The organism is Jeotgalibacillus aurantiacus (genome assembly GCF_020595125.1).
In the GTDB taxonomy this organism is placed as follows: domain Bacteria; phylum Bacillota; class Bacilli; order Bacillales; family Jeotgalibacillaceae; genus Jeotgalibacillus; species Jeotgalibacillus aurantiacus.
On sequence record NZ_JACNMS010000004.1, the window covers coordinates 21,367 to 36,034 of the forward strand.

At 44.7% G+C, this 14,668-nt stretch carries 11 protein-coding genes and 1 other annotated feature; of the genes, 8 read left to right on the plus strand and 3 right to left on the minus strand.

Features of this window, described 5'->3' with window-relative positions; all coding sequences use genetic code 11:
• Nucleotides 1-258: 258 nt before the first annotated feature.
• A complete protein-coding gene (locus H7968_RS13010) occupies nucleotides 259-2,373 on the plus strand; it encodes a type IA DNA topoisomerase (protein ID WP_227396560.1) in 2,115 nt (704 codons plus the stop codon).
• A 30-nt stretch (nucleotides 2,374-2,403) separates the two neighbouring features.
• Here the strand turns inward: H7968_RS13010 and H7968_RS13015 are convergent, their stop codons facing one another.
• Nucleotides 2,404-2,943, minus strand: coding sequence for a gamma carbonic anhydrase (locus H7968_RS13015; protein ID WP_227396561.1), 540 nt, complete (start codon nucleotides 2,941-2,943; stop codon nucleotides 2,404-2,406).
• A 120-nt stretch (nucleotides 2,944-3,063) separates the two neighbouring features.
• Here H7968_RS13015 and H7968_RS13020 point away from each other — a divergent pair, with 120 nt between their 5' ends.
• From H7968_RS13020 to H7968_RS13030, 3 genes are all read left to right on the plus strand, one after another.
• The gene (locus H7968_RS13020) at nucleotides 3,064-3,867 is read left to right on the plus strand and encodes an alpha/beta fold hydrolase (RefSeq protein WP_227396562.1); all 804 of its coding nucleotides are present in this window, start codon (nucleotides 3,064-3,066) and stop codon (nucleotides 3,865-3,867) included.
• 15 nt (nucleotides 3,868-3,882) lie between these two features.
• Nucleotides 3,883-4,977, plus strand: coding sequence for a tetraprenyl-beta-curcumene synthase family protein (locus tag H7968_RS13025; RefSeq protein ID WP_227396563.1), 1,095 nt, complete (start codon nucleotides 3,883-3,885; stop codon nucleotides 4,975-4,977).
• A 131-nt stretch (nucleotides 4,978-5,108) separates the two neighbouring features.
• Nucleotides 5,109-6,113 (plus strand): LLM class flavin-dependent oxidoreductase, encoded by a 1,005-nt coding sequence (locus H7968_RS13030; protein ID WP_227396564.1) that lies wholly within the window; start codon nucleotides 5,109-5,111, stop codon nucleotides 6,111-6,113.
• A 982-nt stretch (nucleotides 6,114-7,095) separates the two neighbouring features.
• On the opposite strand, the gene H7968_RS13035 is transcribed toward H7968_RS13030, so the two are convergent.
• Together H7968_RS13035 and H7968_RS13040 are read right to left on the minus strand one after the other, a co-directional pair.
• A complete protein-coding gene (locus tag H7968_RS13035; protein WP_227396565.1) occupies nucleotides 7,096-7,668 on the minus strand; it encodes a tRNA (mnm(5)s(2)U34)-methyltransferase in 573 nt (190 codons plus the stop codon).
• Nucleotides 7,668-8,627, minus strand: a complete 960-nt coding sequence (locus H7968_RS13040) for a TIGR01212 family radical SAM protein (RefSeq protein WP_227396566.1) — start codon at nucleotides 8,625-8,627, stop codon at nucleotides 7,668-7,670. The genes H7968_RS13035 and H7968_RS13040 overlap by 1 nt, the downstream gene beginning before the upstream one ends.
• Before the next feature lie 196 nt (nucleotides 8,628-8,823).
• Between H7968_RS13040 and H7968_RS13045 the strand changes: the two genes are divergently transcribed.
• The 4 genes from H7968_RS13045 (at nucleotide 8,824) to H7968_RS13060 (ending at nucleotide 14,643) form a co-directional block, all read left to right on the plus strand.
• Nucleotides 8,824-10,008 carry an MDR family MFS transporter gene (locus H7968_RS13045; RefSeq protein ID WP_227396567.1) on the plus strand — a complete coding sequence of 395 codons (1,185 nt, stop codon included), beginning with the start codon at nucleotides 8,824-8,826 and terminating at the stop codon, nucleotides 10,006-10,008.
• 51 nt (nucleotides 10,009-10,059) lie between these two features.
• Nucleotides 10,060-10,269 (plus strand) — a binding site (T-box leader).
• Nucleotides 10,270-10,326: 57 nt separating this feature from the next.
• A complete protein-coding gene (leuS, locus tag H7968_RS13050; protein ID WP_227396568.1) occupies nucleotides 10,327-12,738 on the plus strand; it encodes a leucine--tRNA ligase in 2,412 nt (803 codons plus the stop codon).
• 285 nt (nucleotides 12,739-13,023) lie between these two features.
• On the plus strand, nucleotides 13,024-13,338 hold the full coding sequence (locus H7968_RS13055) for a rhodanese-like domain-containing protein (RefSeq protein WP_227396569.1): 315 nt from the start codon (nucleotides 13,024-13,026) through the stop codon (nucleotides 13,336-13,338).
• 339 nt (nucleotides 13,339-13,677) lie between these two features.
• Nucleotides 13,678-14,643 (plus strand): nuclease-related domain-containing protein, encoded by a 966-nt coding sequence (locus H7968_RS13060; RefSeq protein WP_227396570.1) that lies wholly within the window; start codon nucleotides 13,678-13,680, stop codon nucleotides 14,641-14,643.
• Nucleotides 14,644-14,668: the final 25 nt, after the last annotated feature.

Consider the following 14,668-nt stretch of genomic DNA (forward strand, 5'->3'; position numbering starts at 1 on the left):
ACGAAAATGAAACGAGGGTTGCTCTTTACCCTCGTTCATTTTTGACTTATGACCTCGAGGGGCTAGTCGCCGCAGCTAGACAAAAGAAAGCGAAGGATGCTCCCAGTCCGGTTTATACAAACATACTCCTATACTTTTCACAACATCAACCCACTCTCCGAATAAACGTTCGCATTCCATCCCCAACAATGATAAAATAAAACAATCCGCAGCACTCCCCAAACAAATCCCCTCAAAAACAACTTAGGAGGAATTCCCTTGTACACAGTCATCCTTGCTGAAAAACCATCACAGGCAAAAAGCTACGCGGATGCTTTTTCATCCGCTAAAAAAAGCAATGGCTATTATGAAATCTCCGATCCGCTTTTTCCGGGTGGTGCCGCCATTACCTGGGGATTCGGACATCTCGTATCATTGGAGGAGCCACATGCCTACAAAAAAGAATGGAAGCGCTGGCGGCTTGATCTGCTGCCGATTATTCCGGATGAATTCAAATTTACAGTCCCATACGCAAAACGGGCTCAATTTAACATCATAAAAGGCCTTTTAAGAAAAGCGAATCAGATTATCGTGGCAACAGACAGTGACCGTGAAGGGGAAAATATTGCCCGCTCTATTATTGAACAGGCTAATATGATGCATAAACCGACGAAACGTTTATGGATTAATTCGCTTGAAAAAGACGTGATCCGTCGAGGATTTCAGGAGCTCCGGGATGGGGAGGATTATCTGTCTCTGTATGACGAAGCGCAAACGAGACAGCTGAGTGACTGGCTTGTCGGTATGAATATGTCGAGGCTGTATACGTTGCTGCTTCAGGAAAAAGGAATTGACGGACCATTCAGCGTTGGCCGCGTTCAGACACCAACGCTTTATATGATCTGGCAGCGGCAGCATGAGATCGAAAACTTTAAGCCTGAGCCGTTTTTCCAGCTGCTCGCTGATCATCAGGCAAAAGAAATCAACTTTCAGACGAAACATAAAGAATCGTTTAAAACGTCAGAAGATGCTGCACAGATCCTTTCAAAACATCAAATTGAAGAAGGAAAAACGCTCTTCGGTAACGTTTCTAAAGCAGAAAAGAAGCAGAAGAAAATGCAGGCACCAAGTCTGCACAGTCTCTCAACTCTGCAGGCGAAGCTGAACAGGAGATTTAAGTACAGTCCTTCAAATGTATTAAAAACGGTTCAGGATCTGTATGAGAAAAAACTCGTGTCTTATCCAAGAACCGACTGTCCGTTTATTACAAGGAATGAATTTAACTATTTGGCGGCACAGGTTGAAAAAATGAAAGAATCAGTAGGCGCTTCATTTGATGTAAAGCATTCACGCCCAAGGCCAAAATATGTTCAGGATCAGAAAGTACAGGAGCACTATGCCATCATCCCGACGAGAAAGCTGCTGACAAAAGACCGTCTTGAAAAACTGAAGCCGATGGAGCGGAATGTTTACGAGGAAATCGTTAACAGCACACTGGCAATGTTTCATGAGGATTATCACTATGAGGAAACCGTCATCGAAGTGGATATAAACGGACTTCCATTTATCGCAAAAGGAACTGTGGAAAAAATTCGCGGATGGAAAGAGCTGTTTAATGAGACAAATAAAAAGGACGCGATCCTGCCAAATGTAACGGTGGGGGATACGCTGCCGAGTAAGGTAACCGTGAAAGAGGACGTGACCAAGCCGCCAAAGCCCTATACAGAAGGTCAGCTGATCTTAATGATGAAAACAGCGGGTAAACTGCTGGAAGACGAACAGGATCAGGCTGTGTTAAAGGAAGTGGAAGGGATTGGTACGGAAGCAACCCGCGCGTCCATTATTGATACGCTGAAAAAACAGAAGTATATTACGATTGCGAAAAACATCGTAAGTGTGACGGATAAGGGAGTCACACTTTGCAAAGTCATTGAAGGAACGCTTTTGAGCAGCCCGGAGATGACCGCGAAATGGGAGGCTTATCTGAAAAAAATAGGAAGACGGCAGGGGAGTCAGGAAGCTTTTCTGAAAAATATCGGATCATTTATTGATCATATGATGCAGACAGCTCCAGAGAAAATGGGCGCGATTCCAAAAGGTCAAGGCGGCACAGGGACCAAGAAAAGATCCTCATCTCTCGCTGAATGTCCAGCGTGTAAAAAAGGTAAAATGGTAGATAAAGGCGGATTCTACGGCTGTAATGAATACAAAAACGGCTGCCGTCAGACACTGCCGAAAATATTATTATCAAAAAAACTGTCAGATGCGCAAATTAAAGCCCTCTGTGAAAAAGGGCAGACTGCTCTATTAAAGGGCTTTAAAAGTAAAAATGGGAAAACATTCAGTGCAAGGCTCGTGCTGAGGGACGGTAAGATTGAAATGGATTTTAAATGATAAAAAACCGGCAGATGCCGGTTTTTATGCTTAATTTGAATGGTGCTTGTTCATATAATCAACTTCAGCTTTTTTATATAGCTGAGCTTTTTCAGCATATTCTCTGCTGATCCGCTCCATATCAAGCCGGTCTTCATCGGTCACTTCCCGGATCACTTTTGCGGGTCTGCCGAAAGCCATCATGCCGGCAGGAATTTTTTTGCCTGGCGGTACGAGGCTGCCTGCACCTATAAAGGCGCCTTCTCCAATCTCCGCTCCATCAAGAATGACAGATGCCATCCCGATTAATGCTTTTTTTCTGATGATACAGCTATGTAGTGTAACCTGGTGACCAACTGTTACGTCATCTTCAATGATCAGTGGATGATCCGGACTTTGATGAAGCACAGACAAATCCTGTATATTGACCTTTTCTCCAATGATGGTTGGAGAAACATCTCCCCGGATCACACTGCCCGGCCAGACGCTTGAATGTGCCCCGATTGTCACATCTCCGGAAACCATTGCAGAGTCTGATATGTAGACGCTTTCGTGTAGCTTTGGGTGGTGAGTTTTGTAGGGGATGATCATGTTATCGCTCCTTTAATCAGTCTTTATTATGTTATAGTTTAGTGTATCACAGTCACGATTTAAAACTGAAAATATAGGCTTTTACACAGTAAACAGAGTCAGAAAGAGAGGAATCCGGTCATGTGGAAATGGGAAACGGAACATGCAGCTCATGGCGTGATCGTGATCATTCATGGAGAATTTGAACATCACGTACGTTACGGCTGGCTGATAGAAATGTGGAGGTCGAAAGGTTATCATGTCGTTATGGGAGATCTGCCCGGACAGGGAATGGTGAAGCGCACAGAAAGAGGTCACATTGATTCATTTAAAGAATATGAAGCGGCAGTGAATGAATGGATTGAAGCGGCTTACCTGTTTGATTTACCTGTTTTTTTACTCGGCCATGGTCTGGGTGGTTTAATCGCGGTCCGGATGCTACAGAAGGTGAACAAGGAAATAGCAGGTCTGATTCTCTCTAATCCAAGCTTCGCCTATAAATACACTCCATCTAAAACAACCCAGCTTTTATCAGGAAGCTTAAATAAATTGTCTCCGGAACATCGTTTTTCTTTTGGATTTCCAATTACAGATGCTACGCGAAATGAAGAAATAATTGAACTGGATATTGAGGATCCGATCTACATCTCCAGAGTGTCCGTCAGGTGGTATCGGGAGGTTCTTCAGGCAATGAAGAATGTTACAATGGATGGTAAGGTGTTTCCGGATATTCCGGTGTTGTTGATGCAGAGCGGTGACAACAGACTGGTGGATAGTGCACCGGCAAGAAAGTGGCTTCTTCAGCTGCCATTGACAGAGATGCAGGTAAAGGAATGGCCACAGTGCTATCACGAACTATTTAACGAACCGGAAAGAGAAGAAGTATTTCATTATGCGGAGTCGTTCGCACGTAACAGACTCCGGTCGATTGGCTATGATGTATAAAAAGAGGTGATCAGGATGGCAATACCGAATGAACCGCTTTTTTTAATGAATCAGGTATATCGAAAAGTATTTCCGATTGTTCACAGGGAATTGGCTTACTGGAAAGAGAAAGCTGTTCTTATTGACAACGAAGAGCTTAGAAAACAGGCGCTCGACAGCCTTCATGATAAAACCTTTCACTGTGAAGGTGGAGGGATCATGGGGCTTTTGGCGCTGCATGGAAAACGTGATGCCATGGAGTTTATTGTGGCGTATCAGACGATTAGTGATTACCTTGATAATCTTTGTGATCGCAGTACCTCACTCGATCCTGAAGATTTTGCCTGTCTTCATCGTGCCATGGAGGATGCATTAACGGTCGGTGCGGTGCCTGGTAATTACTATGAATGCAGAGAGGATCAGGAGCCCGGTTACTTAACATCACTCGTCCTGCGCTGTCAGGAGGTATTGTCAAGGATACCTAATTATCCACTTATCAAAGATGAACTTCTCCATCTATCCCGCCTGTATTGTGATCTGCAAATACATAAGCACGTCCGGGAAAATGAACGGGAACAAAGGCTTCAGCAGTGGTTCAACGATCACCGTAAAGACTTTCCAGGAATGGAATGGTATGAGTTTTCAGCATGTACCGGATCCACGCTCGGTATTTTCTGTCTCGTAGCTTATTCACTGAGACCAGATTTTAAAAAAGAACATGCCAAAATGATTCAGGAAGGCTATTTTCCGTATATTCAAGGGCTGCATATCCTGCTCGATTATTTTATTGATCAGGAAGAGGACCGTGCAGAAGGGGATTTGAACTTCTGTTTTTATTATCCGGATCACGATGCTCTTTTTAACAGACTTCAGCATTTTGTAAAACAAGCGGATCTGCACACCGGTAAACTTCCTCACAGCCGTTTTCATAAGCTGATCAACCGTGGACTTCTCGGTGTATATCTTTCAGATGAAAAAGTCCATAAACAGAGCGATGTAAAAAAACTTGCCTGGAAAATGATCCGTTCAAGCGGACCCGTCAGTTTTTTCTTCTATTTAAACGGTCGCGCTTACCGCAACGTCACCAGGATTTTTTCTGCCAGAACCTTTGATAAAAAGACAATTTCATGATCGTGATCAACCTTTACCGGAAATCCTGTTTTTGTGGAAATTCCGGTTTTTTGATTGACTACACATTGAGCAGTATTCTTGCTTTCACGCCTGTACCTGAAGAATAATGTAAGGGCAAAGGAGTGACCGGAATGACATTAAAATTAAGTATATTAGACCAATCGTCCATTGCTGAGGGAAGCACAGCAGAAGAAGGGCTTAAACAGACAGTAGAATTGGCGAAAATCGCAGATGAACTTGGATTCACCCGCTTCTGGGTGTCGGAGCATCACGATGCCCCGACCCTTGCAGGATCTTCACCCGAGGTACTGATTGCGCATCTCGCTTCCAAAACAGAGCGGATCAAAGTAGGCTCTGGCGGCGTTATGCTGCCACATTACAGCTCCTATAAAGTAGCAGAGAATTTCAAAGTGCTTGAAGGGTTAACTCCCGGAAGAATTGATCTCGGAATCGGGCGGGCACCGGGTGGAATGCCGCGTGCTTCTTACGCACTTGGTGACGGTAAACCACGCGATATCAACCGTTATCCCGAGCAGATTGATGAACTTCTTCAATATCTGCATGACGACGTGCCGGCTGATCATCCATACGGAAACATCAAAGCAACGCCTGTCACACAGACCGTTCCGGATGTATGGGTGCTCGGATCAAGTCCTTCATCGGCCCTGACCGCAGCTGAAAAAGGTCTGCCATACACGTTTGCCCTATTTATCAATGGAGAAGGCGGCCCTCTCTACACTAAACGCTATAAAGAGAGATTTGCGCCATCAGATTATTATAAAGAGCCACAAAACACTGTAGCGGTTTTTGCGATCTGCGGAGAAACAATGGAGGATGCTGAGCGGATCGCTTCAAGTCTTGACCTTTCCATGGTTATGCTGGAACAGGGCATGCCGTCAAAAGGTACCCCAAGTCCCGAAAAGGCGATGAGCTATGAGTATACGCCTTATGAAATGATGAGGGTGCAGGAAAATCGCAAGCGTATGATTATCGGTGATATTGACCATATCGAAAAAGAATTGTACCGCCTGTCGGAAGAGTATGGTACAGATGAGATCATGCTGACGACGATTACGTATGATTTTGAGGATAAAGTAAATTCGTTTAAACGAATAGCGGAGCGCATGCTTAAATAAAAAATCAGGGCCTTTATGGGTCCTGGTTTTTTAATCTTTAGGGGGATTAGAAAAGTTTTAAGAGAAGCGGTCCGGGACGCATCCTCCGCTTTCTTTTGTCTAGCTGCGGCGGCTAGCCCCTCGAGGTCATAAGTCAAAGCTGAACGAGGGCGAAGGTCAGCCCTCTTTTCATCTTCGCCTTATGCTTGTCGGGGCTGGACGAGCCGCCTCCGCTTTTCTAAGGCCGCGCGGTGAGCCAGCTAATGCTTCGCATTACGCTGTCTCACCTGTCGCTCCTCTGCCACAGGAGTCTGCGGATGCGTCCCGGACCTCTGGATGAAGTTGGGTATGCTTTTTATTTTTGGTTGAAAAAATAAAAGGAAACCGGGCCGAACTCATGATTATATAAAGAAAAATATCTCAAATGATAGACTTGCATGTTTCTACGGTACTGCTAATCAATTAATATAAACGCGCCATGAATTGTTAATCAATCTTTATAAAGAGGAATTTAATTAGGTTTGTTGAATAGAGGAATATGCGTTGATTGAGTATAAAAGCAAATAGGAGGGGTTTAACTGGACAATAAGGATAAAAGGGGTAAGAAGAAAAAAGAAGGCTGGAAACTATGGGATACTATTTTCACCTCAGGGATCCTTTCATTTTTAAATGATGCAGAAGAAGCACGTAAAGATGACCGGAAGTTTAAACAGATTCTGCTGCAGGCGTTGTTTGGTATTATTTTTTGTTTTATTTTGTTTGCTGTTGGCTTTTGGATACTTGATTAAAAATTAGGATTTATTATAGAAAGTCGATTTAACAACTCTGCAGGGTTATTTGCCGGGGTTTTCTTAATCAGAGATATAAAATTTTAAAAAGGACCAGACAAACCCGGAGACTCCTGTGGCAGGAAGGGACAGGTGAGACACCAGCGTGCGAAGCACGTGGTGGCTCACCGCCCGGCCACGGAAAGCGCAGGGTTTGTCTGGTCCGGTTTTTACTCTTATCTTTTCTCAATCGCGATAATAAAAGGCGAAGGCGTCTGGTTATTAATGAACTGATAACGCAGCACATGCGCCTCCATGCCATCAATCTGTTCGGCAAAACGCAGCAGGTAATCACGCTCCACTGCACCCTCTGGATGACCGTGATACACAACAAGCACCATCATCCCGCCAGGCTTCATTACACGCAGGCACTGCTCCACAGCAGAAATCGTCGTGCGCGGACGTGTCACGATCGTTTCATCTCCGCCAGGAAGATAACCGAGGTTAAAGACAACCCCTGCTACTTTTCCGTGATGAACAGGAGGCAGGGTATCTTCTATCGTTTCATGTCCCTGGTTGAAAAGAAGAACGCGGTTTTTCAGCTCGTGTTCCTCGAGTTTTGTCATGGTCTCGTCAATCGCTTCTTTTTGAATATCAAAGCCGTAAACCCGGCCGTGTTCCCCGACTAATCTTGCTAAAAACAGTGTGTCGTTGCCGTTTCCAACCGTTGCGTCAATGACGACCTCACCGGGAGAGACCGCTCTCTCCAGCAGTTGTCTTGTATACGGCAGAATACGATCCAGTTTCATTACAATTGCACCTCACTATGATAACGGCTGCCCTGACAGGATTCCCGTTTGATCAGTTCACGGTCAATATCCGTGAGTACTTCCCATTTGTTCACGCTCCACATTGGTCCAACCATAAGATCGATCGGTCCGTCACCGGTAATACGGTGGATGATCATCTCCGGAGGAAGAATTTCGAGCTGATCGCAGACGAGTTGAACATACTCCTCCTGTGTTAAAAACTCAAGATGGCCTTTTTCATACTGTTTAACCATCGGTGTTCCTTTTAGCAGGTGAAGCAGATGGATTTTGATTCCCTGTACATCAAGGTTGGCCACAGCTTTTGCTGTTTCCATCATCATGTCCCGGTCTTCACCCGGCAGGCCGTTAATGATGTGTGAGCATACACGGATGCCGCGGTCGCGCAGCTTCTTTACTCCCTCTTTGTAGCATTCGAAATCATGGGCTCTGTTGATCAGGTCAGCGGTTGATTCGTGAACTGTCTGTAACCCGAGCTCTACCCATAGATAGGTGCGCTCGTTCAGCTCAGCCAGATAATCAACGACATCATCAGGCAGGCAGTCCGGGCGTGTAGCGATCGACAGTCCGACCACATCTTCAAAGCCGAGCACTGTTTCATATTTTTCACGCAGAACCTCAACAGGCGCATGCGTATTCGTAAATGCCTGGAAGTAGGCCATGTATTTACCTTCCTTCCATTTACGATGCATCCGGGTTTTGACGTCATTGAACTGCTTTTCAAGCGGATCCACACGGTTTCCCGCGAAATCCCCGGACCCTGCGGCGCTGCAGAATGTACAGCCCCCGTGTGCAACAGTGCCGTCACGGTTCGGGCAGTCGAAGCCGCCATCGAGTGCGACTTTAAATACTTTATGTCCAAAATGGTTACGTAAGTGATAATTCCATGTATGGTAGCGTTTATTATCCGCTGCGTACTGGAATGGATTGTTGATTGTCAAAAGGGTGAACCTCCTTATGTTAAAACAGCTGTTCTGTCTCCTGTTCGAATTCTATCATGAGACACAATATTGAACCAGCCGAAAGAGACTGTTTTATAGGAAAAGGTTATCTTGTCACAGGGACGATTGTCCGGTAAAATGATTTGGTGCCCGAAATAAATACACATACAGTGAAATAGGGAAATGAGGGAGTACAGTGCCGCGATCTTTATGGTTTTTAGTCATTGGTATGATGATTAATGTGACCGGGGCTTCTTTTTTATGGCCGCTTAATACGATTTACATAAGCGGAGAGCTTGGGAAATCGCTCACAACGGCAGGTCTTGTCCTGATGGCAAATGCCGGTGCGAGTGTGCTTGGAAATCTTCTTGGCGGTGTACTTTTCGATAAAATCGGCGGTTACCGCTCGATCATGTCGGGAATCGTGATTACACTCGCAGCAGTAGCAGGTCTGACGGTGTGGCACGGATGGCCGCATTATGTCTTCTTTATGGTCATCATCGGCTTTGGATCCGGAATTGTGTTTCCATCCATGTATGCCATGGCCGGTTCTGTCTGGCCGGAAGGTGGAAGAAGAGCGTTTAATGCCATTTACCTTGCAACCAATGTCGGGGTGGCAACAGGCGCTGCGCTTGGTGGATTTGTTGCGTCATTTTCATTCGAATATATTTTTATCGCAAATTTGATCATGTATATTGTGTTCTTTTTCATTGCGCTTTTAACCTATAAAAACATAGAGCTTCAGCCGAATATCCAGACGAATGTTTTGCAGGAAAGAGGAAAGATTAAAAGTAAAGCTGCATTTAACGCGCTGCTCATTTTATGTGGAGGATATCTGCTGTGCTGGGTAGGCTACGTTCAATGGCAAAGCACCATCGCTGATTATACGCAGCAGATTAATATCCCGCTTGAACAGTACAGCCTGCTCTGGACGGTTAATGGACTGTTAATCGTTGCCGGGCAGCCGTTGATCAAACCGATTGTAAAACGCTTTGAGCATAATCTGAAAATCCAGATGACAATTGGCACCGTGATTTTTATGTTTTCATTCGGAATCACGGCCTATGCAGGAGACTTTATGGGCTTTTTAGCAGCGATGATCGTCTTAACGATCGGTGAGATGCTGATCTGGCCGGCGGTTCCGACGATTGCAAGCCGCCTTGCGCCGAAGGGAAGAGAAGGCTTTTATCAGGGGATCGTCAACAGTACGGCAACTGGAGGCCGCATGATCGGCCCGTTGCTCGGCGGAATCATGGTCGATCTGTACGGAATGCCGGCCCTGTTTATGTTGTTAATTGTGCTTCTCGTATTTTCGATTGGTTTGACGCTTTTATACGATCGTCCTTTAAGAGCGGAGGAGCCGGTTGCATCCGTTTCATAAAAGACTTGCAAGCCTATACACATTTGCATACAATAAGGAAATAGATTGAATAAGTTGACGCTGAGAAGGATTAGTAGCAGGATAGCGGCTGAATGTAGAGAATCTGCGGTTGGTGAAAGCAGATCGGCAGCACTGTGAACTCACCTTTGAGTCGATGATGTGAAAGTCATTAGCATCATCCGTTTTCCGCGATAAGGATTGAGCGCGTGTACACGAATTTGGGTGGTACCGCGGGAGTGTTAATTACCTCCCGTCCCATATATGGGGCGGGAGTTTTTTGTTTATTTTAGGTAAATTTTTACATTAGGAGGAACCGACATGAGCTTTGATCATCAGTCGATCGAAAAGAAATGGCAGCAACACTGGCTAAACGAAAAAACATTTAAAACAAAAGAAGATCTTTCCCAAAAGAAATTCTATGCACTGGATATGTTCCCTTATCCATCCGGAGCGGGTCTGCACGTTGGACACCCTGAAGGTTATACAGCAACAGATATCCTTTCCCGTTACAAGCGTATGCAGGGCTATAACGTTCTTCACCCAATGGGCTGGGATGCGTTTGGTCTTCCTGCTGAGCAGTATGCGCTCGACACAGGAAATGATCCGGCTGACTTTACAAAGAAAAATATCGATACATTCCGCCGTCAGATTCAGGAGCTTGGTTTCTCTTATGACTGGGATCGTGAAATCAGCACGACGGATCCTGAGTACTACAAATGGACACAGTGGATCTTCCTGAAGCTTTATGAAAAAGGACTTGCTTATGTGGATGAGGTAGCGGTGAACTGGTGCCCGGCACTTGGAACCGTCCTTGCAAATGAAGAAATCATTGACGGTAAAAGTGAACGTGGGGGACACCCGGTTGAGCGCCGTCCGATGAAGCAGTGGGTGCTGAAGATTACAGCTTACGCGGACCGCCTGATTGATGATCTGGATGATCTGGACTGGCCTGAAAGCATTAAGGACATGCAGCGCAACTGGGTTGGACGTTCTGAAGGAGCGGAAATCAACTTCCAGATTGACGGAACGAATGAAACGTTCGATGTGTTTACAACACGTCCGGATACCCTGTTTGGCGCAACGTATGCAGTCCTCGCACCGGAGCATCCGCTTGTAGCGAAAATCACAACAGATGACCAGAAGACTGCAGTTGATGCTTACATTGACACGATCAAATCTAAAAGTGACCTTGAAAGAACGGACCTTGCGAAGGATAAATCAGGGGTGTTCACAGGCGCATATGCAATTAATCCGGTTAATGACGAAAAAATGCCGATCTGGATTGCTGATTACGTTCTGATGAGCTACGGAAGCGGTGCGATTATGGCCGTGCCTGCGCATGATGAGCGTGATTACGAATTCGCGAAAAAATTCGAGCTGCCAATTAAAGAGGTTGTAGAAGGCGGAGACATTTCAACAGAAGCCTATACAGGTGAAGGTAAACACGTGAACTCCGGCTTCCTTGATGGACTTGGCAAAGATGAAGCGATCTCAAAAGCGATTGAATGGCTTGAAGAAAAGCAGCTTGGTACGAAGAAAATCACGTATCGTCTGCGTGACTGGCTGTTCAGCCGTCAGCGTTATTGGGGAGAGCCGATTCCAATCATTCATTGGGAAGACGGTACAACAACAGGCGTACCGGAGTCAGAGCTGCCGCTTGAGCTTCCAAAGACAACAAATATCAAACCTTCAGGCACAGGCGAATCGCCACTTGCGAATATTGATGAGTGGGTAAACGTGACTCATCCTGAAACAGGCATGAAGGGACGCCGCGAAACGAATACAATGCCACAATGGGCGGGCAGCTGCTGGTATTACCTGCGCTATATTGATCCTGATAATACAGATGCACTGGCGGATCCGGAAAAGATCAAGCACTGGCTTCCGGTAGATATTTATATCGGTGGAGCCGAGCATGCCGTTCTTCACCTGCTTTATGCACGTTTCTGGCACAAGGTGCTTTATGATATTGGGGTTGTCCCAACAAAAGAGCCGTTCCAGAAGCTGTTTAACCAGGGGATGATTCTTGGTGAAAACAATGAAAAGATGAGTAAATCAAAAGGCAATGTCGTCAATCCGGACGAAATTATCCGTTCGCACGGTGCCGATACACTGCGCGTCTATGAAATGTTCATGGGTCCACTTGAAGCATCCGTTGCCTGGTCTGAAAACGGTCTTGATGGAGCACGCCGATTCCTTGACCGCGTATGGCGCCTGCTGGTTACTGAAAACGGAGAGCTCTCCGCTAAAGTAACCAACGCACCTAACGCTGATCTTGAAAAAGTGTACCACCAGACAGTGAAAAAGGTGACAGAGGATATCGAAGGCATCCGCTTTAACACAGCGATCTCTCAGCTGATGGTATTTGTCAATGATGCATATAAAGCGGATACGATCCCTGCTGAGTATGTAAAAGGGTTCGTACAGATGTTGTCGCCATTTGCGCCTCACCTTGCTGAAGAGCTTTGGGAAAAGGTTGGATCAGGTGAGCTGAGCTACGCTGCATGGCCAACATTTGACGAATCAAAGCTTGTGGATAACGAGGTTGAGATTGTCGTACAAATTAATGGTAAGCTGAAGCAGAAGATGATGATCGCCCGCGACGCATCACGTGAAGACATGGAAAAGATTGCGCTTGAAGAAGAAGCGATCAAAGCAGCTGTTGAAGGCAAAACGATTCGCAAAGTCATTGCCGTGCCAGGCAAGCTTGTGAATATTGTGGCGAATTGATTTAATAAACCGGGCCGGGTCGCACCCTTCGCTTTCCACGGCCGCGCGGTGAGCCCATTGTGCTTCGCACATCTGTTTTTCCGCCATAAGAATCTTTCGGGTGAATTGAGCCCTTTCTATATGAATCATTTCCTAATCATGATAGGAAAAGAAATTTTGAAAAATATATTTGCAGCAATTTTTCAGTTTGCTCGATTTCGGAAGAGGGAAGTTGCGGTTATGTTTTTCCTTTGGTCCTTTTTTGATATAATGAAAAAAGTTCAATGATAGAAAGGGTGCTGGATCATGTCAGAATTGAAAACATTAACAGCAAAAGAAGTTCAGGAAAAGCTTGAAGCGGGAGAGTCCCTTCACCTGATTGATGTGCGTGAGGATGATGAGGTTGCGGAAGGAATGATTCCTCAGGCAACACATATTCCGATGGGAGATATCTCGATGCATCTGGATGAGCTGGATACTGAAACAGAATATGTTCTCATTTGCCGCTCAGGCAGACGCAGTGAAAATGTAGGCTGGTTCCTGCATGACCACGGCTACAAAGTCGTCAATATGACAGGCGGCATGCTTGAATATCAGGGCGAAACGAAGCCGAAAGCGTAATTTAAAAAGCCGGATTCCTTACGAAGGAGTCCGGTTTTTCTGTTTGTAAAAAGCATCAAGTGCACCCGGTCTGCGCCGGGGTTTTGGGATAGAGTGGTTAAATAAGGAGGGAGAGTGGTCAAATAACCTGAAAGAGTGGTTGAATCACGCAAAAGAGTGGTTAAATAACCTAGAAAAGTGGTCGAATCATCACGAAAAGTGGTCAAATAACCAGACGAAATATTTTAAACTCACTAAATAAAGTTCGAAAGCAATGGATATAATTTGGATTCAGTCATTAGTTTAGATATATTTCCAAATGCAGATGTGATATTCTTACAAAAAAGGAGGAATCAAAAATTGGAAAGAAAAAAACCTCTTGATCTGCTTACCCTAGAAAGGTTGATAGCAAGGTTAGACAGAAATCACCCGAATCTCTCTTATCTCGAAGAAGAATTAAGACGACTCCAAGCAGGCTATAAAGGTGAGTGCTACCTGGACTCTTTGACAGACCCATTTATGACTTCGAATTTCTCCACCATTAAAAACCTCACAGTACCCTCTTATTTTGAAACTATTCAGTACGATCAAATTCATATTACTCCCTCATTTATTCTTATCATTGAATGTAAAAACATCATTGGAAAACTGACATTTCAACCAGAGGCTAGCTCTTTGAAAAGAGAGATTAATGGTGTTGAGAATTATTTCAGGGATCCGCTCTGGCAACTCCATAGGCAAGTGGAGGGAATGAAAAAAATCCTCACTGAGCTGGGATTAAATATTCCTGTACTTGGCTACATCGTATTTACCTCTACAAATAGCAGTTTACACACTACTACTCACCAGCAAATGAAACTCGAAAAAGTGATTAAAAGTGAGCAATTGACTTCTCAAATCAGGAAGCTTGAAAAAGATTATCAAACGAAATACCTCAATTGTGAGCAAATCCAAGCGCTCACTTCTTCCTTAAAGAATCTCTCAGTTCAATTATCATGGAAAGACCCTTTAATAAAATATAATATTTTGGTTGATGAATTAAGTTTGGGAATGCAATGTCCTAAATGCGGGAAGTTTAAATTGAAAAAAGAAAGATTTAAGTGGAAATGTGAAAACTGTCTTGGTTTGCTGCAAAAAATTGAAAAAGAACAGTTCATTGATTATTTTCTATTGTTAAATAGAAAGGCAAAATTAAAGGATTTGTGTGCATTTTATCTTGTGGATAATTCTAGAAATTTGAAGTACGCTTTACTATCGTCAGGTATTGAAATTTTTGGGAACACGAAGTCGGCTGAGTATGTTAGTTGGCTTCATGCATCAGATTGAGGACAGATACATTCAGATGCTTGTG